Genomic DNA, 24,187 nt, shown 5'->3' with positions numbered 1-24,187 from the left:
GCACCACGACGCCGTCGGGCTACTAGGCAGCGACCTGAACACCGAGGCTCGCGTTCAACGCCGCTTGGATGGCGAGTTGGAGGTCGGCCAGCGCAGCCCCGATATTGGCAGCGAGTCCAAGAGATGCATTATCCAAAGCCGTCAGGATGACCCCGCCGGTCTGGGCTAGGCCGGCGGGGACGTTGGCGATACCTGTCGCAAGCGTCAGACCGACGTGGGACAGCCCCGGAAACCCGACGGCAAGGCTTGCCTCGACCGCGCCGCCCAGCGCACCGCCGATCTGAGCCGCGGCATTTTCCCAAATGGCCGCGAGGGCTTCGCCCGTCCGCAGCAGTCCGGACGCGCTTGCACCGAAGCTGCCGGCCAGCACTTGGCCCGTGCCGAGGAGACCCGACAGCCCAGCACCCAGACCGCCCGCCAGAGTCCCACCGGTCTGCACCAGCCCCGACCCCAATGCGGACAACGCGCCGTTGACGCTCGTCGCCAATGCCGCACTGAGTTCCGCCGACAGGCTCCCGCTCAAGCTCGCCGACAGGGCCGCGGATAGCCTCGCCGCCAGCTCCGGCAAGCGTCCACCGAACGCTGCTCCCAGGCTGCCGACCAGATTCTGTCCGGTTTGAATCACTCCGTTGAGCCCCCCGGTGAGCGCGGCAACCAATTGCGGGAACGATCCGCCCAGGCTGGCCTGCAACATCGCACTGAGCTGTGCGGCCAACGCCGGAGCAGTGAAGCCGCCTGTCAAGCTGGCCACGAACGTCTGGCCGGTCTGAATCAGGGCGTTCAATCCGCCACCCAAATTGCCGGCCAAGCTGGTCGCCGACGACTGACCGGTCTGGATCAGCCCGTTGAGGCCGCCGTTGAGCGCAGCCACCAACTGCGGCAACGACCCACCCAAACCGGCCTGCAACACCGCGCTCAGTTGCGCGGCCAACGCGGGAGCATTGAAGCCACCGGCCAGGGTCGCGGCGAAACTTTGGCCCAGCTCGACGAGGCCGTGCAGCCCACCATTGAGCGCGGCCACCACCGCCGGGGCATCCAACACCGCGCCCACCGCGGCCGCGAAGCGCTGCCCCACCTCGACCAGCCCATGCAACCCACCATTGAGCGCGGCCACCAGCTGCGGCAACGACCCACCCAAACCGGCCTGCAACATCGCGCTCAGTTGCGCGGCCAACGCGGGAGCATTGAAGCCACCGGCCAGGGTCGCGGCGAAACTTTGGCCCAGCTCGACGAGGCCGTGCAGCCCACCATTGAGCGCGGCCACCACCGCCGGGGCATCCAACACCGCGCCCACCGCGGCCGCGAAGCGCTGCCCCACCTCGACCAGCCCGTGCAACCCACCATTGAGCGCGGCCACCAACTGCGGCAACGACCCACCCAAACCGGCCTGCAACATCGCGCTCAGTTGCGCGGCCAACGCGGGAGCATTGAAGCCACCGGCCAGGGTCGCGGCGAAACTTTGGCCCAGCTCGACGAGGCCGTGCAGCCCACCATTGAGCGCGGCCACCACCGCCGGGGCATCCAACACCGCGCCCACCGCGGCCGCGAAGCGCTGCCCCACCTCGACCAGCCCATGCAACCCACCATTGAGCGCGGCCACCAACTGCGGCAACGACCCACCCAAACCGGCCCGCAACACCGCCGACAACTGCGCAGCCAACACCGGCACACTCAACCCGCCGGTCAAGGTCGCGACGAGACTCTCACCCGTTTGAATCAGCCCGCTCAGGCCACCGCCGACGCCGCCTGCCAAGCTGGTCGCCAACGACTGCCCCGTCTGAAGCAACCCAGTCACACCACCGTTGACCGCTGCAACCAACGTCGGCAAGGCCCCACCTAAAGTCGCCGAAAAGGCAACATTGAGATGGGCGGCAATCTCGGGCAAGCTGCCACCGAGGTTAGCCAATAGGGTTCCGCCCGTTTGGATGAGCTCACTAAGCCCGCTGCTGAAGCCTATGAGCACGTTCCCAGTCAGGGTTTGACCCGTGTGGATCAGTCCGGTCAAGCCACCGTTGAATGCCGCGATCAACTCCGGTAGGCCAAGGTCGAGGCTGCCTGACAGGGACGCGCCGAGTTGACCGCTCAATGAACCGCCCAACGTCAACGCCTGTGTCAGGGCGGCACTCGCCTGGGTGCTCAACCCAGCGCCGACGCCCGACATAAGAACGCCGAAATTCTGCAGGGAGTGGCCGGCCGCCACGATGACTTCGCCCGTCTGAACCAACCCCGTGCCGATACCGGACACGATGGCTCCTCCGGTCTGCAGGGCGAGACCGGAAGCTCCGGCACCAAACGCGTTCGCGAGCGAGTTGGCAGCCTGGAGAGCCAGTTCACCATTGAAGGCGGCGGTCAGACTGCCGTTGAACCCGCCGCCCACTGCAGCAGCGGCATTTCGGCCGGTGAGGACTGAAACAGCATTCGCCACCTCGGCTTCGACGTATGAAGACGCAGCGCCGCTCAACAGCTTGACGAAGTCCGCATGAAACGCCGACGCCTGGGCGCTGACGGCTTGGTACTCCTGACCGAAGGTGCCGAATAGTGCTGCGACTGCAGCTGATACCTCGTCCTCGCCCGCCGCCGCCAACGCAGTAGTGGGAGCCGCCGCTGCTGCGGCGGCCTCTTCCAGCGCCAGGCGAATACCTGCGAGATCCTGGGCTGCCGCCTGGACAACCGCAGGCACAGCGTTCACAAATGACATGCTCATCGCCCCCACAACATGAACGGTTTGACCCGATGAGACCCGACCTCATCGGCAAAAAGAAACGTAATCCCCTGGGACACAACAACAACGGAAAATGATCATTTTCAGTTGATTGGGTGGAACTTATCTAGGTGATAGCGGCGAGGTGACATTTGACCGAAGGAGTTCAACTCCACTCATGGCAGCGACCCGGCTGGCCCCGCGCGGGACTGTAGTATGCGACGCTATTTCGAACAGCAAACGTGTTGCGCCATAGCAGATTCCGATTGGCCCGTCAGGCGCCTTGCCGCCCAGGCGGCGAAAGCAATCGCCTGCGCCCTCGATGCACACCCACCAGCAGCCTTGCCCATCACGGTATTGTCCTGTTGTACAACAACGCATTTGAGCGGCATGACAGCGCTCACCATGCATTCAAAAGCCCGTCGTTGTCTGATCGCTCATCATCGTCGCAATCCCGACCGCCGAAAGGCGTTCGGCAGGCGCAGCTTCCAGCGACCGAGCGACCGAGCGATCTAGGCGGTGATAATCCATCTCGTTAGCTGCAGTGAGGACCGGCACCGAATGTTCAGATTGAAAGGGCACTGGCCCTACCCGGTGTTATGCGGCCGCGAGGACCGGGAAATCACGTCGCCGGTGACATGCCAAGCGGTTAGTGTCGTTTGCCAAATCTGCCTAACTGCCCTCAGTCGCCACGAATTGGTCACGGCAAATCACCTACGCCGTCTTACGACATGGATCGCTAGCCGGCGCGTCAGTGGCCGAAAAGTCGCACAAACCCGTGGGAAGCCACACATATCCCCGCCGAGAGATTTGGTGATTGTGAATTCATAATTGGTGAGCGGACACTCCCACCGACATGAACCGAATATGGGCACAACGGGCTTCGGTGCTCGCTTGCCGCCGCAGGGCCGCCACCCTAATTCGCGCCGATACGGCCAGTCTCCGAGCGCCGCAACTTGGTGCTCGAGCGATTACTCATCGTCGTTACAACGATCACTGGCCCCTAACCCGAAGTTAGGGCGATTCCGGTAGGCAATTTCCGCTTTGACGTGGGGTTTTGTCGGTCGATGGTGCGGTGAAGTGGTTACCCACTTCGTATTCCGACGATCCCTTCGATCGTCTCGCCGTCGGCAACGCAGCGACTTCAGGCGGCGGCCACCTCGAGGTCGACACCCACGGCGCTGTCCGCTCACCACGACAACGTCGGACGTTTCGACGTGGGGCCGACCCATCCGCGACACGATCAAGCGAAATCCCGCGACCGGCGGGCCGGACCCGACAGCGCCATCACTACCGCCGCCACGCGCGGCAGCGAGCGGATGGTGCTGAAACGGCTGACCGGCCGGCACCAGCGTGTGACCCTTCAGCGCGGGCTTGCGGGACTAGCTGGTGAAATAGGCTATTTCTCTTCGCGCGACACACCGGTCAGCAACTACGCCCCGATCGCATTCGCGAGCTGTTGGGGCCAATAGTTCAGCAGCGCGGGAACGATGCCGCCGATCTCCGTGCCGTTGGTTGTGACGTTGAGCATGCCTCCGGTGAGTGGGTTCGGCGCAATAGCCGTGATGCGCTCGAGGGGGTGCAGAATCCCGTTAAAGGGGACGTTGTTCTGCAGCGTTATGGTTTGTGGCACCACGCCGACCAGCGGAACCACAAAGGGAACCGTCAACGTCAGCGGCGTGGGCAGCACGTATTGGCCATTGAGGAAGCCATCTGCGATGACGGCGGGCGCGTCTACCAATACAGTCAAAGCCGCCGGCATGTTCCCGGCCTGCACGGCTTGGGAAAATGCCGCGGCACTCTTTCCGGCCGCGGCAGCTGTAGAGAACGCAGGGCCTACCAGCTCCAGACCCAATGCCACCGGGAACCCGAGGGTCTGGGTGGGAGCCAAGAAATTCGTGACATCCACCGATATGGTCGGGTCGGTAAGCAACTTGACCACGTTGGCGACGTTCTGCGCCGACTCTCCGGGGATGGTCAGGATCGGTAGCAGGTCTCCAAGGGCGCCGTTCACGACCGCAGTGAGTTGCGGGAAGTTGCCAGTCACGGAGAACAGGCTGGAGGTATCGACGAAGAGGCCGAACACGCCATTCGCCACCTGCTGCACTGCACCGCTGATGTTGCCCGCCAGAAGGTCGGAGAAAGCCGCCATCAGGTGTTGGGGCAAGTTATACAAATTGCTGTTGAAGTCGGTGACCGCCGCGCCGAGCGACTGGCCGGTCAGCTGGATGTAGCCATCCAGGTTATCGGCGATCTGGCTCAGGAAAGGCGCCGGACTGCCAGCAGAGGTGGCACTCGTGCTGGCGAGATTCACGGCCGTATTCGCCACGAGGGCTTCATACGCGTTGGTGGTGCTCGGCGGCGGGGCCACCCCCCCGGCTAGGCCGGGACTGCCCAGCTGCCCGGGCGTGCCGCCGGTACCGTTCGCGCCGCCGTTGATGCCGCTGCCACCATTGCCGCCGTTGCCGATCACGGTGGTCGTGGCGTTGCCACCGTTGCCGCCACTGGCGGGCGTAATCAAGTTGAGAGGGGAATTGCCGGAATTCCCGCCGTTGCCGCCGGCGCCGACAAGGCCCATGGCATCGCCGCCGTTCCCGCCGTTACCGGCACCGGTGGCTGCGGCAAATGTCGACCCGCCGAGGCCGCCGTTGCCGCCGCTGCCGATGAATGTGGCGTTGCCGCCGTTGCCGCCGGCTCCGCCGGCGCCGGTGCCGTTGACGCTGCCGCCGTCGCCGCCGGTCCCACCGTTGCCGAACCACCCAGCGGTGCCGCCGTTGCCGCCGGCCCCGCCGCTGCCGCCGGAGCCCCCTTGAGCGGCCGCGGAGCCGCCGCCGGCACCCCCGGCCCCGCCATTGCCGATGCCGAAGGCGTTGCCGCCCGCGCCACCAGCCCCGCCGGCGCCGCTGACGGTAGCGCCGTTGCCGCCGGCGCCGCCGGCCCCGCCGTTGCCGTACGACGACCCGCCGTTGCCACCGGCACCCCCGGCCCCACCGGCTCCGGCTCCGGCCGAGCCGACCGAGCCGTTCCCGCCAGCACCCCCGGCCCCACCGGCACCGGCGACGCTGACGTCGCCGCCCCGGCCACCATCGCCGCCGGCCCCAGTCGTGATGCCGCCGTTGCCGCCGGCACCACCAGCGCCACCATCGCCTATGCGCGCCCCACCCCCGCTACCACCTGCCCCACCGGCGCCACTGGCTCCGCCGACTCCGCCGGCCCCGCCGCGACCGCCATCGCCCATCCCGAGGCCGGCACCGCCGTTACCGCCCGCGCCGCCGGCCCCCTTGCCGAGGCCGGCGCTGCCGTCACCACCGGCACCGCCGTCGCCAAACCATGATCCGCCGTTGCCGCCGCTGCCGCCGGCCCCACCGGTGACGTTGCCGTTGTAAGTCAGCCCGCCGGTGCCGCCGGCACCACCGTCACCCCAGAGCCGGGCGTCACCGCCGTTGCCGCCGGCCCCGATGGTTCCATTGAAGAGAACAGCAAGATTGTTGCCGCCGACGCCGCCCTTGCCGCCCGCGCCGATCAGCCCGCTAGTGCCGCCATTGCCGCCGGTGCCGGCGGTTCCCGCCGCAAGAACCCCACCCAAAGTGTCGCCGCCGGCCCCGCCGTCGCCGCCATTGCCGAACACGCCACCGATGCCGCCATTGCCGCCGCTGCCGGCGAGTCCTCTGGTCGAGCTGCCGCCGGCCCCGCCGACACCACCGTTGCCAAACAGCGACCCGCCACTGCCGCCCACACCGCCCGCGCCGCTGGTGCCACCGACGGTCCCGGCGAGGTTGTTGCTGGAGTTCCCGCCCTGCCCGCCGGCGCCTCCGGTCCCGAAGTACTGAGAGTTGCCGCCGGCACCGCCGGTTCCGCCGGTCCCGGTCGTGACGCTCCCGCCGGCACCGCCGTCGCCGCCGCCGACACCGAACACACCGCCGTCGCCGCCGGCGCCGCCGTTGCCGCCAAGTCCGGTGGTGGCGGAGCCACCGGCGCCACCGGCGCCGCCGTAGCCGAGCAACCCGGCGTTGCCGCCGACCCCGCCGATACCGCCGTGGGCGTTGTTGACCGTCGTACTCCCGCCGGCCCCACCAACGCCACCATTGCCGTAAAGCCACCCGCCCGCACCACCGGCGCCGCCGGTCCCGCCAGCGGTGGCGGCCGTGCCCGGCCCGCCGGTCCCACCCATGCCGCCGTTGCCCAGCAAGCCTGCGGCCCCGCCCGCCCCGCCGGTCGCTCCGACATTCGTGCTATCTCCACCTTTGCCGCCGTTGCCCAACAGCCACCCGCCGGGACCGCCGGCTGTCCCGACGGGTCCGCTCGTCCCGTCGGTGCCGTTGCCGATCAGCGGGCGCCCGGTCAATGCCAGAAAGGGCTGGTTGATCAGGTCGAGCAAGCTCTGCTGGACGTTGGCGGCCTCGGCGCCGGCATAGGCGGCCGCACCCGAGTTGAGGGTCTGCACAAACTGGGAGTGGAAAGCCACCACCTGGGCGCTCAGCGCCTGATACTCCGCGGCGTGCTGCGAAAACAGCGACGCAATCGTCGCCGACACCTCGTCGGCACCGGCCGCCAGCAGCCCCGTGGTAGGCACTGCTGCCGCCGCGTTGGCCGAGCTGATCGTCGAGCCGATGCTCGCCAAATCCGTTGCCGCCGAAGCCACCATCTCCGGCATCGCGATCACAAACGACATCCGACAACCTCCACTTCCCGTCCCGAATCAAGCTGTCGTCGCGTCGCGACGGCCGGTGAAAGCAGATAGTAGGCGTTTCAAAACGCGAATTCCGTGTTTTCCCTGACAATTTCACCGATATAGTTCGGTAGACCCCAACGAGCGCAAGGAAGGGCAGGACACAACCACTCGGCTAACTTGGTGCCCGGCCCACAGTTTCAGCGACGCAGCAGGGCGCCGACGCGTTCGGCAGCCAGCTGTACCGCCGCGTCGCGGGCCGCGCTTGCGTCGTCTTCGGTCAGCGTGCGATCGGGCGCGCGAAACCGTAGCGCGAAGGTCAGCGACTTGCGCGCTTCGCCGATCTGCGGACCGGTGAAGACGTCGAATAACTGAATGTCCTCCAGCAACTCACCTGCGCCTTCGCGAACCGCATCCGCCACGACCTGGGCGGGGACATCCGCGGACACCACAAGGCTGACGTCCTGAAACACCGCGGGGAACGGCGACACCCTGGGAGCCGGAAGCGACTCCACGACGGGGATCGCATCGAGGTTCAGCTCGATCGCGCAGGTGCCCTTCGGCAGGCCCGTCCGCTCGATCACGGCCGGATGCAGCTGTCCCGCGTGACCGATGGAGCTTTCGCCGACGAGTACTTCGGCGCAGCGGCCCGGATGCCAGGGTAGGTACCGGGCCGCGCGAAGAGTCACGTCAATTCCACTGGCCCGGGCAATGATTCGCACCGCCTCGAAAGCGTCGGCAGCTTCGACCGCGCGGCCGGGACCCCACGGGCCGCGAGGCTCGCGCAACCCGGTCAGCACCGCGGCGACGTGTTGCGGTTGCCGGGGCAGCGATTCGTCCAGCTTGGCGATCTCGCCTTCGGTGGGCCGGCGATGCACGGGGATCAGCTCGATGCCGCGAGTCTGCTCGGTTGGCCGGACCACCTGCGCGATGGCGAACAACGCGACATCGGTCAGACCGCGGGACACGTTGCGCCCCAACGCTTCCAGCAGGGCCGGCAACAACGTGGTGGCCAGCTGCGGACGGTCGGCTTCCAACGGGTTGACCACACTGGTCGTGGTCCGGCGCGGGTCATCGGCCGTTAGTCCCCAGAGGTCGAAAACGCCGGCGGGCAGAAACGGCGTCGGCAGCACCTCGACGTAGCCGGACAGCGCCAGTGATTTACCGATCGCCCGACGGCGCCGCTGCGTAGCCGTGAGGCCGCGACCCGCGGGCGCGGAGGGCAGGACCGACGGGATGACCTCGAGCCCTTCCAGCCGCATCACCTCCTCGACGAGGTCGGCGGGCTGCAGCAGATCGGGTCGCCAACTCGGCGGCCTCACCTCAAGCACATCGGGGCCATCCTCGGCTACCTGGGCGCCGATTTGTGTCAGCCGCCGAGCAGCCGTGCCCGGGGCGTAGGACACGCCCGCGAAGCGGTCCGGCAGGTCGACGGCGATCCGGATCGGCGGCATCGACCAGTCATCGACCGGCGGTTCACCCCGCCAATCGGTCAGTGCCGGGACGACTACTCCCCCGGCGATATCGGCGAGCAGCGCAGCGCATCGATCCAGGGCGGCCACCGAAATGGCCGGGTCGACTGCGCGCTCGTAGCGCCGGGCGGCCTCGCTGGGCAAGTGCAACCGCCGCTGGGTGCGCGACACCGCAGCCGGATCCCATATCGCCGCCTCCAACAGGACGTCGGTTGAATCGGCGCGCACCTCGGTGCTGGCCGCACCCATCACGCCGCCGATCGCTGCGGTGGTGACGTCGTCGACGATCAGGACGTCGGCGGGTTCGAGTCGCCGCTCGATGTTGTCCAGGGTGACTACGGTCTCGCAGGAGCGGGCGAACCGCACGCCCAGGCTGCCGGTGATCCGGTTGCGGTCGTGCGCGTGCATCGGGTGACCGAACTCGAGCATTACGTAGTTGGTGACGTCGACCGCCGGCGAGGTCGCGCGGATGCCGCACAGTAGCAGCCGGCGTTGCAGCCACCAGGGCGATGCCGCGGCCGGATCGATGCCAGTCACCGGCCGCAGGGCGAACCGGCGCACGCCTGTTTCGGCCTGTACCGTCAACGGCCACGCCTCTGCCTCCACCGGCAGCGCCGGCACGTCGGCGGGGTCGACGAAATCCAAGTCATAAGCGCAGGCGATCTCTCGGGCCAGGCCTCGCACCGACATGCAGTAGCCGCGGTCGGGGGTGATCGCCAGGTGGAAGACCACGTCGTCCAATCCGAGCACACCCGCGCCGTCGGCCCCCGGTTCGGCCGTTCCCGGCGGCAGCACCAGGATCCCGGAATGATCTGCGGCCAAAGCAAGTTCGGCCGCCGAGCAGATCATTCCCGCCGAGGTACGGCCGTAGGTCTTGCGAGCGGTGATGGTGAAGCCGCCCGGCAGGGTGGTTCCCGGGAGCGCCACGACGACCAAATCGCCAACCATGAAATTTGTGGCACCACAGACTATTTCGCGCTCCGCACCGTCGCCGAGGTCGACCAGGCAGGCCCGGATCGGCTTCTTGAAACCGGTAAGTTCCTCGATGGCGGCGACCCGCCCCATGGTCAGCGGGCCGTCAACCGGGCCGAGTGCGGTCACCTCTTCGACTTCATGGCCGATACGGACCAACGTCTGCTCGAGTTCACCTGCCGGGACGTCCCAACCCGGTGCGCCGGCCGAAACCACTTCGCGCAGCCAGCTATACGGAACACGCATCAGGCACCCACCCCGAACGGCAACGAGAACCGGATGTCACCCTCGACCATGTCGCGCATGTCGGGAATCCCGTTGCGGAACTGCAGCGTTCGCTCTAGACCCATCCCGAACGCGAAGCCCGAGTAAACCTCAGGGTCAATTCCGGCGGCCCGCAACACGTTTGGATGCACCATTCCGCAGCCACCCCACTCCACCCAGTCGGCGCCACCCTTCTTGCTGGCGAACCACACATCGACCTCGGCGGACGGTTCGGTGAACGGGAAGAAGTGCGGCCGGATCCGGGTGCGCGCCAACGGCCCGAACTCGGCCCGGGCGAAGGCATCCAGCGTCCCGCGCAGGTGCGCCATGGTCAGCCCGCGATCCACCGCCAATCCCTCGACCTGATGGAACACCGGCGTGTGGGTGGCATCGAGTTCGTCGGTGCGGAAGGTCCGGCCGATCGAGATGATGTAGACCGGTAATTCGCGCTCCAGCAGGGTGCGCACCTGTACCGGTGACGTGTGGGTGCGCAGCAGCTGCCGTGAATTCTCCGGCGCGATATAGAAGGTGTCTTGCTCGCTGCGCGCGGGGTGGTCCGGCGGGAAGTTGAGGGCATCGAAGTTGAACTGCTCGCTCTCGACCTCCGGTCCTTCGGCCAGCTCCCATCCCATTGCGATGAAGGTGTCCGCGATGTGCTCGGCCAGGATCGTGATCGGATGCCGGGCGCCGGTCGGCTGCCGGGTCGACGGCAGCGTGACGTCAATACCCTCGGCGGCCAGCACCGCAGTGTCACGTTCGGCCCGCAGCGCCGTCAGACGTCCGTCGTAGCTGCGTTGAGCATCGCCCCGGGCGACGTTCACTCGCTGGCCGGAATCGGCACGCTCCTCCTTGGGCAACCTGCCCAGTGCCTGCCGGGCCAGCGCCAGCGGCGAACGGTCCCCAAGGTGCTCGGTCTTGGCGCGCGCCAGCGCCTCCAGACTGTCGGCTAGTGCGAAAGCCTGTTGGGCGGCGTTAACCGCCTTGGCCAATGCCTCCGGCGACAGATCGACGGGTTGTTCACCCACGCGGCGACACTCTCCTTGCTGACGAGGCTAGGTATAACTGCCCGGCTCTCCCCCGAGGGGGACACCCACCTCGGTCCGTCACCCGGCCAGCGGGTGGGCCCTAAGGGGGCTCACATCGTCGCGGGGTGGGTTCACGGCACGGGTTTGACGCAACTGCCGATCATAAGTCATCGATCGGCTCGTTTTGGTGATGCCCAGTGGGCAACGCCCCCCGGGGGCCGGAACCGCCAGCCACATCATCGAGACGGTCTGCACGCCCTCTCCCGCGGCAGCGAGTCAACCGTCGCCTTGCCGTAGGCCTTACTCGGCGTCCGCGGGGGCAGGGCCGACGGTGGTCCGGCATCCGCAAGGGGCGTGGTTCCAGACCACCCGGAGTTGTTGAGGAGTCCCCCACCACCGGCCAATGTCCTTTGGAGGTCCTATCGGGACGCCCGTCCGGCCCGGCCGCGCGTCATGTTTGCGCCGGTACGACCCGCATGGTCTTCCAGCGGGCCAACCCGTAGGCCACGCCCGCGCCCAGCGCGCCCACGGCAACACCGCTCACCGATGTCCAGCTGGTGTGCGCCAGAAGCAGAAAGCCGAACCCGGACGAGACCATGAGCAACGCATACCGCGCCGGCGTCCAGCGAACCGGCCGATCGAACCGCATGGTCACCAGCATGCCCAGCAAGAGGGAAATGGCGTGGCCGGCGTCGGTGAAATCACCGCCGGCGATCGCGGCCGCCACAGCCAGCGACGCCCACCAGCCGATCCATGCCGGCCGCCAGCGGCGGGAGATCGTGGCGGTAAGCGCTCCGACAACCGCGAGGGCGCCGTAGCTCATCCCTACGTCGCTGACACGGGTGATCGACCACGGCAGCCAGCCGAACTCGACCGCGCCCGCCAACGCGGCCGCCACCAGCAAGGTGGCCCCGAGATGGCCGACGACGAACGCGAGGGTCAACCGCCCGGTGTGCAGGTGCAGTTCGGCAAGCGCGAGCAGACAGGCCAGACACGGCAGCCAGAAGTAAAGCGGACCCTCGGCGATCACGAAGGCGCTATTCCACAGAGTGCCCAGGCGACCGTGTGACAGGTTGTGCAAGTTTGTACTGGCATGCCGAATGACCTGCTCGTGGGCATGCGGACCGAGCATCAAGATCGCGATGCTGACCGAGGCCAGAGCTGCCAGGTAGCCAAGTGTGAACCGGACCCGGCCGAGCCGGTACACGAGTGCCCAAATGCGATGATTCATCGATATCTACTATGCCTGCTGTTCTGTTTCGGGAGCGTCACCAAAAGCTGGCAGCTCCTTACGAGGTTTGAGGCGATAAATCGCCAAGTCCGGTGGAATGCCGGTGAGCTTGCTGGAAAACATCGGCCGACGTGCCCGCTTGGCGACGACGCCCAATGCGTCCAACTCGCTTTGCGGGATCAAGTCCAGGGTGGGACTCGATATCATGATGCCACCTTTTGTGGCGCGTTCCATAACGCGAGCGGCGATGTTGACGTCGATACCGAGCCAGTCAGCGGCCAGTCGCTGCGGCCGGCCGGTGTGGATGCCGACCCGCATCCGCGGCGTGTAGCCCGCCACCTCGACTGCGCTCAATGCCTCCCGAGCGGCGAGCACGGCGCGGACGGCCACAGCCGGATTGCGAAACACCGCCATGATGCCGTCGCCCATCCGTTTGACGATGTGACCCCCGGCGTCCAGCAGCGGGGGCTCGACAGCCCGGGCCACCCGGCGCAACAGCGCCAAGGTGGCATCATCACCGGCTTGCAGCGACCAGGTCGAGAAACCCACCAGGTCGGTGAAGACCAGCGTCACTTCGGGATTCACCGGACGGCGGGAAACTGCCTCAGTCAATGCCTGCCACAGTTGCAGCACACCCAGGCTGACTTCACGCGAGGCCGCATCACGATCCCCCAGCAGCCGGTCGGCAGCCCGTGCCGCGGCCCGCGGACCGCCGTCACCAGCAGTGGACAGCGGATCGCCGAATTCGGGATCGCCGGGCAACAGCCGTCGCGCCCGCCGGATGAACGCCACGACGCCCGGGCTGTGGTTGGTGGAGCGCAGCCACTGTCCCGGAGAACGCCGACGCGAAGCCGACGGCGCGACCGCAGTCGCCGTCTCGTCGGGCACGCCGGACTCCCCTTCGCCAGCCCCGACCTCCACTTCGCAAGGGTAGGTGCTACGGGCTGAGCCAGGCAATCGCAGTCGTCCCGCCGGCGCCCCGACGATCGACAACCTAGAAGCCGGAGAACAGCCCCAACAAGCCGGGAACAAGGCCGCCGACCTGTGTTCCGCCCAATGCAATAGAGGTGGGCGTTCCGCTGGTCGGCGTGAGCGTAAGCGTGAAGGGCTGAAGCGGGGACAGCAGCCCGCCAACCGGAACGCTGAACGCCACGTCCGAGTAACCAAGCCCCGCCGGCGCCGCCATCGACTGCGTTATCGTCTCGTGGCCGAAAAGGAAGCTGTTTACGGCGTTGACGGGAGCAAAGAACAGCGTGCCTGCCGCCGCCAACGGATTACCGCTTGATATCGCGTTGCCAAACGCCATGGCGCTATTTTGCAGCGCGGTCGTCGCGAGGTAATACGGACCCAAAGCATCAATGCCGAGCGCAAGCGGCGTAGGTAATGCGATGGAGCCGGAGTCGAAGGCTACTTGAAAGGTAGTCAGGTCCACGGTCCCGTTGAGCGTGAGCGCCACCGGACCGAACGGGGTGCTCGTACTCACCAGCGGAACAGTCACGGGAGCGGTCGGGCCGGCCAGCGGCAACATTGCGCTGCCGCCCGTGGTACCTGTGGCCGTGGCACCAGTGGCCGTCGTGCCGGTGGCCGTCGCACCAGTGGCCGTCGCACCAGTGGCCGTCGTGCCGGTGGCCGTCGCACCAGTGGCCGTCGTACCGGTGACCGCAGCACCCGTAGCCGTCGCATCCGTCGCCGTCGCACCGGTGGCCGTCGCACCGGCGACCGCAGCACCGGTGGCCGAGCTGAGCCCCGAACCGGCACTCCAGCCGGCGCTCTCCGCGCTAGCGGCAGTCGCGCCGGTGCCGCTGCCGGCAGTCGCCGCGCGTGCAGCAGAATCTGCGCCGGTCCCCAGCAACGGATGGCCAAGCAACGACAGGGCGGGTCCATTCACCGCGTTCAGCAGATTCTGCTCGGCATTGGCAATCTCGGCGCCGAGGTACGCACCCGCGCCATTGCTCAGGGTACGGACGAACTGGTCGTGAAACGCCGCCATCTTCGCGCTGAGGGCTTGATAGTCCTGGGCATGTGTCGCGAATGCCGCCGTGACAGCCGCCGACACCTGATCTGCCGCCATGGCCACCAGCCCGGTCGTGGGCGGGGCTGCTGCCGCATTGGCCGCGCTCATCGCGGAACCAATTTCCGCCAAATTTCCCGCCGCCGCGTTCATAACGTCCGGTACCACATTGAGAATCGACAATGCCGGGCCTCCTTGCTTGACTCAAGAAGAAAATCACCGAGTAGTCTCCAGGAAAGAAACTCTACTCCCGGCAATCGCCTTTTGGTTAGCCCTTTTTCGGCCCTTTCAGCAACGCCCGGCGCTTCGCCGCACCAGCTCGAAACCAACGTGGCGAGAAGCAAACAAGACCAATAGAACGTTCCCGCGGACGTCAAATCGTCCGATCGGAACTGTTTCATGGCAGTCGGCAACATCCCGGTGGGCCGTCGCGTGTTTATCCCATCCGGTCGGTCGCATCCGCAGCTCGGGACGCAGTCGACAACCCCGCCGCCAGGTCCGAGGGCAAGGGCTCGCGCGGGGTCGGCCCAATGCCATGCGCTGCGACAAACAACCCTGATCACGCGGGTACCACGCCGCTATGGACACCCGATAACAGCATGCCGGGGCACTCGCCGAAAACGTAGACAACGTATGTTGTCACCGATTATCGTGGGCGCACATCGAGCGCGTGGAGGCCGCGATGACTGCCACATCGACGACACCAGTCGAGCCACTCGGACCCGATTCGCTGACCTGGAAATACTTCGGTGACCTGCGGACCGGAATGATGGGCGTGTGGATCGGCGCGATCCAGAACATGTATCCGGAGCTTGGCGCCGGCGTCACGGAGCATTCGATCCTGCTGCGGGAACCACTGCAGCGGGTGGCCCGGTCGGTGTATCCCATCATGGGCGTCGTCTACGACGGCGACCGGGCGGCCCGGACCGGCGAGCAGATCAAGGGCTATCACCACACGATCAAGGGAGTCGACGCCGAGGGTCGCCGCTATCACGCCTTGAACCCGGAGACCTTCTACTGGGCGCATGCCACGTTCTTCATGCTCGTCGTCAAAGTCGCCGAATACTTCTGCGGAGGTTTGACCGAGGCCGAAAAGCGCCAACTATTCGACGAACACGTGCGGTGGTACCGGATGTACGGCATGAGCATGCGGCCGGTCCCCAAGTCGTGGGAAGAGTTTCAGGAGTATTGGGCCCGGGTCTGCCGGGACGAACTCGAGATCAACCAGGCCACGCTGGACATCTTCCGCATGCGCATTCCCAAGCCGAAGTTCGTACTCATGCCAACGCCCATCTGGGACCAAATGTTCAAGCCCCTGGTTGCCGGTCAGCGCTGGATCGCGGCCGGCCTATTCGACCCGGCCGTGCGGGAGAAGGCGGGAATGCATTGGACCCCGGGCGACGAGGTATTGCTGCGGCTGTTCGGCAAGCTGGTGGAGCTGGTGTTTCTGGCGGTGCCCGACGAGATCAGACTGCATCCTCGCGCGCTGGCCGCCTACCGCCGGGAAGAGGGCCGGACCCGAAGCGACGCGCCGCTGGTCGAAGCGCCTGCCTTCATGGCTCCGCCGCGGGACCGCCGCGGATTGCCGATGCATTACTTCCCACCGCGCGCACGCGGATTCGCCCCGTTCCCGCTGGAGCCGGCCCGGCTGATCATGGAGCGGGCCGGATCGTTGGTGCACACCACGCTCTCGCTGGCCGGCCTGCGCCCCGCCCGCGGCCGCGGCCGGGCGACCAGGGCCGCATAAAACGCAAACGATTTCAGCGAGTGCCGCTCAGTGCCCGGGCGCTTTGGTACAGGCAGATAGCCGCGGCGGCGGCGATGTTCAGGCTCTCGGCTCGGCCGGACATCGGGATGCGCACCCGGTGGTCTGCCGCGCCGGCGATCTCGGCGGACAGCCCGTGTGATTCGGGGCCGAACAACCACGCCGTCGCAACTCCCAGCAGCGGATCGGCATCGTCGAGGGACGTCTCACCGTCTACGGCAGTGGCCAGTACCTGCAACCCGGCGCCCCGCAACGACACGATGGCGGCATGGGTGTCCGCAACGGCGACGACGGGAATGTTGAAGATGCTGCCCGCGGACGCGCGCAGACACTTGCCGTTGTACGGGTCGACGCTGTGTCCGGCAAGGATCACGGCCGCGGCCCCCATGGCGTCGGCGATGCGGATCAGTGTCCCGGCGTTACCTGGCTCGCTGATCTCGACGGCCGTTGCGATGAGCCGCGGTGAGCGGGTCAGCACATCGTCCAGGCGGGTCGTCGGAATGTCGCACACCGCGACCAGTCCCGCCGGGGTAACCGTGTCGGACAGGGCTTTTGCGGCACGCTCGGTCACCAGATGGACCGGCGCGTCGTGGCCGGCCAACCAGGTCTCGTGCCGCTGCGCCGCGACCTCGGTGACAAACACTTCCCGGACCAGTCCGCGCGCCGACGCCGCCTCGACCAGATTGGGGCCCTCGGCGAGAAATCGGTTTGCGCGACGCCGGCCGACGTGGCGATGCAATTTGACCGCGGCGGCTACCCTGGCCGAGCGTTCGGTGAGCACCGGGATGCGGTGCGCCTAAGCGGCCTCTCCGGAGGGTGCGTTGACGTCCTCGGGCAGGGCCGCCCGGGCGACCTCCACGAGCGCGGTGAACGCAGCCGGATCGGTGACCGCGATATCGGCGAGGTTCTTGCGGTCCACCTCCACACCAGCGGCCTTCAGACCTTGGATCAGCCGGTTGTAAGTGATGTCGTTGGCACGCGCCGCCGCGTTGATCCGCGAGATCCACAATTTGCGGAACTCGCCCTTACGCGCGCGACGGTCGCGGTAGGCGTAGTTCAGCGAATGCAGCTGCTGTTCTTTGGCCTTGCGGTAGAGCCGGGACCGCTGGCCCCGATAACCTTTCGAGGCCTTCAGGACGGAGCGCCGCTTCTTGTGGGCGTTGACTGCCCGCTTTACGCGTGCCATGGATGTTCCTACTCTCGTTCGGACTCGGACGTGCTTGGTCAGGTACCGGCGCCAGCCGGTCGTACGGGGCGCCGGCTAACCGTTCAGCAGCGAATTGACCCGCTTGGTGTCGTTGGCCGCCACCGCCGTACGGCCTTCCAGGCGCCGGGTTCGGGTCGACGGTTTGTGCTCGAGCAGGTGCCGGCGGTTGGCTTTCTGCCGGACGATCTTTCCGGTACCGGTGCGGCGGAACCGCTTCGAGGCGCCGCTGTGAGTTTTGGCCTTGGGCATTTTTCCTCAGTCCTGGTGAGTTCTGGTTGGGCTAGCGAGTTAGTTCGATGAAGGTTTGATGTCGCCGCCCGCCGGTCCCTCCCCATGCCGCGCCCGGGCGCGAGTTTTCGCGCCGCGGTGGGGTGCCAGCACCATCGTCATGTTGCGCCCGTCCTGCTTGGGCGCCGTTTCGACGAATCCGTATTCGGCAACGTCGGCGCCCAGGCGCTGCAGCAACCGATAGCCCAATTCCGGCCGCGACTGCTCGCGTCCGCGAAACATGATGGTGACCTTGACCTTCGATCCGGCCTCCAAAAAACGCACCACGTGGCCTTTCTTGGTTTCGTAATCGTGATCGTCGATCTTGGGCCGCAGCTTCTGTTCTTTGACGACGGTCTGCTGTTGGTTCCGGCGGGATTCGCGCGCCTTCTGCGCCGCCTCGTACTTGTACTTGCCGTAGTCCATGATCTTGCAGACCGGCGGTCTGGCATTCGGGGCAACTTCGACAAGGTCGAGATCGGCGTCCGCGGCAACGCGGAGTGCGTCTTCGATACGCACGATGCCTACCTGTTCCCCCCCTGGGCCGATCAAACGAACTTCAGGTACGCGAATGCGCTCGTTGACGCGGGTCTCAGTGCTGATGTGGCCTCCCTTGTTGGCTTTCTTCCGCTGCAGCCAGGGCCCGGACGGGCCGGAATCAGCAGTGGGATACACCAGCCATCAGCAAAAAAGCCCTGCCTAAGCAGGGCCCAATGCCGACCGATCGCGGCTCGAGACAACTCCAGCCGCCTGCGCCACGCGCAGAACAGGCATCGCAAACAATGCCTGTGACCGGACCGCGCAACCTTGAAAAAGCGTTGGACCTTTTCGTGGCTGGCGGTGGGAGTGGGACTCCACTTAACTGTTCCTGGCCTTCGCCGGGATGGTCGCAGCAGCCAGTCTAACAGCCAAGACCCGTCCCCCGGGTAGCGAGCCGGCCAGCGCGCCAGCCTAAGCGCGCTGAGCAGGCGCAATCCAGCCACCCGGTCGCCAGGATTTTCCCGGTTTGAGGGAATATCCTCGCGGTTTGTGACCATCGCAAAGCCTCGCTCGACGGAGAGCAGGCCCGTCTCCCGGTATCACTGGGTTCCCGCGGCAGCAGGCTGGACCGTCGGAGTCATCGCGACGCTGTCGCTGCTGGCGAGCATGTCGCCGCTGATTCGCTGGATCATCAAGGTTCCTCGGGAGTTCATCAACAGCTATCTGTTCAACTTCCCCGACACCAGCTTCGCGTGGTCGTTCGTGCTGGCGTTGCTGGCCGCGGCGCTGACCGCACGCAAGCGAATTGCCTGGTTGCTGTTGCTGGGAAACATGGTGCTGGCCGCCTTCTTGAACGCCGCCGATATCGCCGCCGGTGGCAACACCGCAGCCGAAAACTTCGGTGAGAACCTCGGTTTCGCGGTGCACGTGGTCGCGATTGTCGTGCTGGTGCTGGGTTATCGCGAGTTCTGGGCCAAGGTCCGCAGGGCCGCATTGTTCAAAGCGGCCGCCGTGCTGTTAGCCGGTGGAGCTATCGGAATCCTGATTTCCTGGGGCTTGGTGGAACTGTTCCCCGGATCGCTTGCGGCGCCCGACCGGCTACCCTATGTGGCCAACCGGGTGGTCGGATTCGCGCTCGCCGATCCCGACCTGTTCACCGGTCGGCCGCACGTCTTCCTCAACGCCATCTTCGGCCTGTTCGGCGCCTTCGCCTTGATCGCGGCCACCATCGTGCTGTTCCAGTCGCAACGCGCCGACAACGCCCTGACCGGCGAAGACGAGTCGGCCATCCGCGGACTGCTGGAGTTGTACGGCAACAGCGACTCACTGGGCTACTTCGCCACTCGTCGCGACAAGTCGGTGGTATTCGCACCCAGTGGCCGCGCCGCCGTCACGTACCGCGTCGAGATCGGAGTCTGTCTGGCCAGCGGTGACCCGGTGGGCGACCCCCGGGCTTGGCCGCAAGCCGTCGACGCATGGTTACGGCTGTGCCAGACCTACGGCTGGTCCCCCGGTGTGATGGGTGCCAGCTCCCAAGGCGCTCAGACCTATCGCGAAGCGGGCCTGAACGCGCTGGAGCTGGGTGACGAGGCGATTCTGCGGCCAACGGATTTCAAGTTGTCCGGCCCGGAGATGCGCGGCGTACGCCAAGCCGTGACCCGGGCGCGCAGGGCCGGGTTGACGGTGCGTATCCGTCGACATCGCGACATTTCCGCGGCGGAAATGGAACAAACCATCGCGCGCGCCGATGCCTGGCGCGACACCGAAACCGAACGTGGCTTCTCGATGGCGCTGGGCCGGCTCGGCGACCCGGCGGACTCCGACTGCCTGCTGGTCGAGGCGCTAGACCCGGACAACCGGGTGGTGGCGATGCTGTCGCTGGTGCCGTGGGGCACCACCGGCGTCTCCCTGGACTTGATGCGCCGCTCTCCGGAATCGCCTAACGGCACCATCGAACTCATGGTCAGCGAGCTTGCGCTGCACGCCGAAAGTCTTGGCCTCAGCCGTATCTCGCTGAACTTTGCGATGTTTCGGTCCGCCTTCGAGCAGGGCGCGCAGCTCGGCGCCGGCCCGGTTGCCCGGCTGTGGCGATGGCTGCTGATTTTCTTTTCCCGCTGGTGGCAGATCGAAACGCTCTACCGGTCCAACCAGAAGTACCAACCCGAATGGGTGCCCCGCTACGCCTGTTACGAGGACGCACGACTGATACCCAAGGTGGGCGTCGCCTCGGTGATCGCCGAGGGCTTCCTGGTCTTGCCGTTCAGTAGGCGCAACAAAGCGCACACCGGGCACCACCCTGCGGTGCCCGAACCGCTGGCAGCCACCGGGCTGTTGCATCACGACGGCTCGGCACCGGACATCACCGAGCTGCAGCAGGTGGACCTCGCCGACGACGAAGTTGGGCGTCGCCTGCCCGAGCAGGTGCGTGTTCGACTGAACAAGTTGAAAACCTTGCGGCGCAACGGTATCGACGCCTATCCGGTAGGCCGTTCGCCCAGTCACACAGTCGCACAGGCGATGGGCGCGGACGACAAGGCCACGCTTTCGGTGTCCGGACGCATATTGCGGGTACGCCATTACGGCGGCGTGTTGTTCGCGCACCTGCGCGACTGGACCGGTGAAATGCAACTGCTGCTTGACAATTCATGCCTGCAGCAGGGCCGCGCTGCGGATTTCAACGCCACCATCGACCTCGGTGACCTGGTGGAGATGACCGGGCACATGGGCTCGAGCAAACGGGGAACCAGGTCACTGATCGTGTCCAGCTGGCGGCTGATCGGAAAATGCCTGCGGCCCTTGCCGAACAAGTGGAAGGGGTTGACCGATCCCGAGGCCCGAGTGCGGACCCGCTATGTCGATCTGGCGGTCAACGCCGAATCCCGTGACCTGCTCACCGCACGCAGCACGGTACTGCGCTCGGTCCGGGAAACACTGTTCGCCAAGGGTTTCATCGAAGTCGAGACTCCTATCTTGCAGCAGGTGCACGGCGGAGCCGCCGCCAGACCATTCGTCACGCACATCAACAGCTATTCGATGGACCTGTTCCTGCGCATCGCGCCGGAGCTGTACCTCAAGCGGCTGTGCGTCGGCGGCGTGGAACGCGTATTCGAACTGGGCCGGGCCTTTCGGAACGAGGGCGTCGACTTCAGTCACAATCCTGAGTTCACTTTGCTCGAGGCCTATCAAGCACATGCCGACTACCTGGTGTGGCTGGACAGCTGTCGCGAGCTCATCCAAAACGCCGCCCAGGCCGCCAACGGCGCACCGATCGCGATGCGGCCCACCAGCGACGGCCTGCAGCCCGTCGACATCTCCGGAGTCTGGCCGGTCAAGACGGTGTACGACGCGGTTTCCGAAGCCCTCGGTGAGCACATTCACGTCGACACCAACTTGGCGACGCTGCGCAGGTTGTCCGACGCGGCCCACATCCCCTATCGGGCGCAGTGGGATGCCGGCGCCGTGGTCCTCGAGCTGTACGAGCACCTGGTGGAAAGCCGCACCGAGCGGCCGACGTTTTACATCGACTTCCCCACCTCGGTGTCGCCGCTGACACGGCCGCATCGCAGCAAGCTCGGAGTCGCCGAACGCTGGGACCTGGTGGCCTGGGGCATCGAGCTCGGTACCGCCTACAGCGAACTCACCGACCCGGTGGAACAACGACGTCGTCTGCACGAACAATCCCTGCTGGCGGCCGGTGGAGATCCCGAGGCGATGCAGCTCGATGAGGACTTTCTGCAGGCCTTGGAGTATGCGATGCCGCCCACCGGGGGCCTCGGCATGGGCGTCGACCGGGTGGTCATGCTGATCACCGGACGCAGTATTCGCGAGACACTCCCATTTCCATTGGCGAAGCCGCATTAACCCGGTCCGACAGCTACCAGCGAATACACAGCAAACATTCAATGAACGCGTTCCTGGACGGTTAACAAGCGATCACAATGGTTCTTGTGACAGCGTCGACGGTGTATCTTGCGCAGCCGCTGGCCAGCGCCCATACCTCGCTGATGTACGGCTGGCTGCCGATCACGGTCCAGCTGGCGACCGCGACGGTACTGGTGCTGGCGATCGGGTCGCGCTTTCGCCGCTGGCGCCGGTTACCGGCCGCGGTGGCCGTCGGAGGTGCCACGGCCTGCGGGACCGGGTGGTATCTCGGCGGACTCGCCAATGATCCCGCCCCGGCCGCGCTCTGGATCTGGGCCGGTTTGACGGGCGTGGCCGCGACGGTACTGGTCCTGGACTGGCGCAGCGCGCGCTGGTGGGGTCGCGGCGCATCGCTGATGGCGGTGCCGCTATGTGTGCTCAGCGCGGCGTTGGCGCTCAACCTGTGGGTCGGCTATTTTCCGACCGTTCAGGCCGCTTGGAACCAGCTCACCTCCGGTCCGCTGCCCGATCAGGCGGATCCGGCCAGCGTTGCCGCGATGGCCGGCAAGGGAACACGGCCGCCGCGCGGCAGCGTGGTGCCGGTCTCCATCCCGTCCACGGCATCGCATTTCAAACATCGCGGGGAACTGGTGTACCTGCCGCCCGCCTGGTTCGCGAGTGATCCGCCCCCGCGATTGCCTGTCGTGATGATGATCGGCGGGCAGTTCAACACCCCGGCCGACTGGGCGCGAGCCGGCAACGCCATACAGACGGTCGACGAATTTGCCACCGCCCACGATGGCAATGCGCCGGTGCTGGTCTTCGTCGACTCCGGCGGAGCCTTCAACAACGACACCGAATGCGTCAATGGACGACGCGGCAACGCGGCCGATCATCTGACCAAAGACGTTGTGCCATATATGGTCTCGAAATTCGGCGTCAGCTCGCAGCAGCGCAACTGGGGCATTGTCGGCTGGTCGATGGGCGGGACTTGCGCCGTGGATTTGACGGTCATGCACCCCGACCTGTTCAGCGCATTCGTCGATGTCGCCGGAGATTTCTACCCGAACGCGGGAAACAAGGCGGAAACCATCGCCAGGCTGTTCGGCGGCAACGCCGACGCCTGGGCCGCATTCGATCCGACGACGGTGATCACCCGGCACGGGCCGTATACCGGGGTTTCGGGTTGGTTCGCCATCTCTGTCCCTGGTCAACCGGCGGGGCGTCGGGATACCCCGATCGTCGACACCGCCGCCATGCGGGTGGCCGGGCGCGATGCCGCCGCAAATCCGGGCAACCAGACGGCGGCCGCCAATGCGCTGTGCGCGCTGGGCCGGACCAACGGCATCGACTGCGCGGTGGTCCCCCAACCGGGCAAGCACGATTGGCCCTTTGCCGACCAGGCGTTCGTGCGGGCCCTGCCCTGGCTGGCCGGGCAACTGGACACTCCGCAGGCACCCCGGATTTCGTTACCGGGTGCCGGCGGTGCGGCGGCGCAGGTCGTCACCGCCGGACGGTAGTTGCCGGTGCGGCCTGTCGCGCGGGTTCGCCGGGCGGTATTCGCCCGGCACTGCAATCCCTGGAGCGCCTGGACGCGCTGGGCAAGCACACCGCTGGCGCTGGTGCCGATATGGACCCGGCACCGGATCCACGCCGCGGTGATCGCATTGTGGCTGGCGGTCAATCCGTTTGTCTTCGGCAAGCCGAAACACCATCGAGCATGGGCGACGCGGGCGATGGTGGGCGAGGAATTGTGGATCGCCGAGCGTCCGGCCGACGCGGCGATGCTGGTCAGCGCGCTGACATCGGCCGTTTCGCTGAGCGCGGTGATCGCGGCCCGCCGCCGCCGACTCAAGCCGGCGGTTGTCGCGACCGCGCTGCAAATGGCGCTGACCATGGTGTACTGGGCACAGATGGTCCGCTACCTCGATCATCGGCGCCGCGGTGACGGGCCGGTGACGTAGTGCCGCAGTACCGTGGCGGCATGCCCGACGAACCAGCAGCCCAGGCCGACTCGTCCGACCCCGGACATGACCCCGGATATGACAATGGCGGGGTCCCGACCTTCGAAGCGGTCCGGGAGAAGATCGAATCCCGCTACGCGACAGCGATGGGTGCGGCCGAACTGGATGCCGAGACGACTGAGAGCCGATCCGTCGAGGAACAGTACGAAAAGCGCCAGCGCGCGGCGGCCGAACGACTGGCCCGAATCCGTGAGTCGATGCACACCGATGAGTGACACGGTGGGCGGGAGAGAACGCC

At 66.6% G+C, this 24,187-nt stretch carries 16 protein-coding genes; 5 read left to right on the top strand and 11 right to left on the bottom strand.

Annotated features, from left to right (window positions below):
* Nucleotides 1-22 precede the first annotated feature (22 nt).
* The 7 genes from MKAN_RS32645 to MKAN_RS32640 all read right to left on the bottom strand — a co-directional run bounded on the left by MKAN_RS32645 (nt 23) and on the right by MKAN_RS32640 (nt 14,528).
* Nucleotides 23-2,698: a PE family protein gene (locus MKAN_RS32645; protein WP_431331519.1), complete on the bottom strand. Its 2,676-nt coding sequence runs from the start codon at nt 2,696-2,698 to the stop codon at nt 23-25.
* A 1,435-nt stretch (nt 2,699-4,133) separates the two neighbouring features.
* Entirely contained in the window at nt 4,134-7,373 is a 3,240-nt protein-coding gene (locus tag MKAN_RS26900) for a PE family protein (protein WP_023373747.1), read from the bottom strand.
* Nucleotides 7,374-7,570: 197 nt separating this feature from the next.
* The gene (pheT, locus tag MKAN_RS26895) at nt 7,571-10,060 is read right to left on the bottom strand and encodes a phenylalanine--tRNA ligase subunit beta (RefSeq protein ID WP_023373745.1); all 2,490 of its coding nucleotides are present in this window, start codon (nt 10,058-10,060) and stop codon (nt 7,571-7,573) included.
* On the bottom strand, nt 10,060-11,103 hold the full coding sequence (pheS, locus tag MKAN_RS26890; RefSeq protein ID WP_023373743.1) for a phenylalanine--tRNA ligase subunit alpha: 1,044 nt from the start codon (nt 11,101-11,103) through the stop codon (nt 10,060-10,062). Before pheS ends, pheT begins: the two co-directional genes overlap by 1 nt.
* 451 nt (nt 11,104-11,554) lie before the next feature.
* A complete protein-coding gene (locus MKAN_RS26885; RefSeq protein ID WP_036394169.1) occupies nt 11,555-12,334 on the bottom strand; it encodes a rhomboid-like protein in 780 nt (259 codons plus the stop codon).
* A gap of 9 nt (nt 12,335-12,343) precedes the next feature.
* Nucleotides 12,344-13,255: an adenylate/guanylate cyclase domain-containing protein gene (locus MKAN_RS26880; RefSeq protein WP_023373739.1), complete on the bottom strand. Its 912-nt coding sequence runs from the start codon at nt 13,253-13,255 to the stop codon at nt 12,344-12,346.
* A gap of 73 nt (nt 13,256-13,328) precedes the next feature.
* Nucleotides 13,329-14,528 (bottom strand): PE family protein, encoded by a 1,200-nt coding sequence (locus tag MKAN_RS32640; RefSeq protein ID WP_080674167.1) that lies wholly within the window; start codon nt 14,526-14,528, stop codon nt 13,329-13,331.
* A gap of 499 nt (nt 14,529-15,027) precedes the next feature.
* Here MKAN_RS32640 and MKAN_RS26865 point away from each other — a divergent pair, with 499 nt between their 5' ends.
* The gene (locus MKAN_RS26865) at nt 15,028-16,092 is read left to right on the top strand and encodes an oxygenase MpaB family protein (RefSeq protein ID WP_036394346.1); all 1,065 of its coding nucleotides are present in this window, start codon (nt 15,028-15,030) and stop codon (nt 16,090-16,092) included.
* 13 nt (nt 16,093-16,105) lie between these two features.
* Here the strand turns inward: MKAN_RS26865 and MKAN_RS26860 are convergent, their stop codons facing one another.
* The 4 genes from MKAN_RS26860 to infC form a co-directional block, all read right to left on the bottom strand.
* Nucleotides 16,106-16,891, bottom strand: a complete 786-nt coding sequence (locus tag MKAN_RS26860) for a TrmH family RNA methyltransferase (RefSeq protein WP_023373733.1) — start codon at nt 16,889-16,891, stop codon at nt 16,106-16,108.
* Between the two features lie 15 nt (nt 16,892-16,906).
* The gene (rplT, locus tag MKAN_RS26855) at nt 16,907-17,296 is read right to left on the bottom strand and encodes a 50S ribosomal protein L20 (protein WP_023373731.1); all 390 of its coding nucleotides are present in this window, start codon (nt 17,294-17,296) and stop codon (nt 16,907-16,909) included.
* 75 nt (nt 17,297-17,371) lie between these two features.
* Nucleotides 17,372-17,566, bottom strand: coding sequence for a 50S ribosomal protein L35 (gene rpmI / locus MKAN_RS26850; RefSeq protein ID WP_023373729.1), 195 nt, complete (start codon nt 17,564-17,566; stop codon nt 17,372-17,374).
* A gap of 39 nt (nt 17,567-17,605) precedes the next feature.
* Nucleotides 17,606-18,187, bottom strand: a complete 582-nt coding sequence (gene infC / locus MKAN_RS26845; protein ID WP_080674289.1) for a translation initiation factor IF-3 — start codon at nt 18,185-18,187, stop codon at nt 17,606-17,608.
* 426 nt (nt 18,188-18,613) lie between these two features.
* Between infC and lysX the strand changes: the two genes are divergently transcribed.
* The 4 genes from lysX (at nt 18,614) to MKAN_RS26825 (ending at nt 24,164) form a co-directional block, all read left to right on the top strand.
* Nucleotides 18,614-21,925, top strand: coding sequence for a bifunctional lysylphosphatidylglycerol synthetase/lysine--tRNA ligase LysX (gene lysX / locus MKAN_RS26840; RefSeq protein ID WP_023373725.1), 3,312 nt, complete (start codon nt 18,614-18,616; stop codon nt 21,923-21,925).
* Between the two features lie 77 nt (nt 21,926-22,002).
* On the top strand, nt 22,003-23,445 hold the full coding sequence (locus MKAN_RS26835; RefSeq protein ID WP_023373723.1) for an alpha/beta hydrolase: 1,443 nt from the start codon (nt 22,003-22,005) through the stop codon (nt 23,443-23,445).
* Nucleotides 23,446-23,451: 6 nt separating this feature from the next.
* Complete coding sequence (locus MKAN_RS26830; protein WP_036395395.1) at nt 23,452-23,889, top strand: DUF6653 family protein; 438 nt, start codon at nt 23,452-23,454, stop codon at nt 23,887-23,889.
* Between the two features lie 20 nt (nt 23,890-23,909).
* Complete coding sequence (locus tag MKAN_RS26825) at nt 23,910-24,164, top strand: hypothetical protein (RefSeq protein WP_036395396.1); 255 nt, start codon at nt 23,910-23,912, stop codon at nt 24,162-24,164.
* Nucleotides 24,165-24,187 lie beyond the last annotated feature (23 nt).

It is taken from the genome of Mycobacterium kansasii ATCC 12478, from assembly GCF_000157895.3.
Taxonomy (GTDB): domain Bacteria; phylum Actinomycetota; class Actinomycetes; order Mycobacteriales; family Mycobacteriaceae; genus Mycobacterium; species Mycobacterium kansasii.
This window is presented reverse-complemented; position numbering and strand designations above follow the sequence as displayed.

Coding starts and splice junctions, on each gene's coding strand:
- MKAN_RS26835 (WP_023373723.1), top strand. CDS start 22,003: ATGGTTCTTGTGACAGCGTCGACGGTGTATCTTGCGCAGCCGCTGGCC.
- MKAN_RS26825 (WP_036395396.1), top strand. CDS start 23,910: ATGCCCGACGAACCAGCAGCCCAGGCCGACTCGTCCGACCCCGGACAT.
- MKAN_RS26900 (WP_023373747.1), bottom strand. CDS start 7,373: ATGTCGTTTGTGATCGCGATGCCGGAGATGGTGGCTTCGGCGGCAACG.
- pheT (WP_023373745.1), bottom strand. CDS start 10,060: ATGCGTGTTCCGTATAGCTGGCTGCGCGAAGTGGTTTCGGCCGGCGCA.
- MKAN_RS26885 (WP_036394169.1), bottom strand. CDS start 12,334: ATGAATCATCGCATTTGGGCACTCGTGTACCGGCTCGGCCGGGTCCGG.
- rpmI (WP_023373729.1), bottom strand. CDS start 17,566: ATGCCCAAGGCCAAAACTCACAGCGGCGCCTCGAAGCGGTTCCGCCGC.
- MKAN_RS26865 (WP_036394346.1), top strand. CDS start 15,028: ATGACTGCCACATCGACGACACCAGTCGAGCCACTCGGACCCGATTCG.
- MKAN_RS32645 (WP_431331519.1), bottom strand. CDS start 2,698: ATGTCATTTGTGAACGCTGTGCCTGCGGTTGTCCAGGCGGCAGCCCAG.
- rplT (WP_023373731.1), bottom strand. CDS start 17,296: ATGGCACGCGTAAAGCGGGCAGTCAACGCCCACAAGAAGCGGCGCTCC.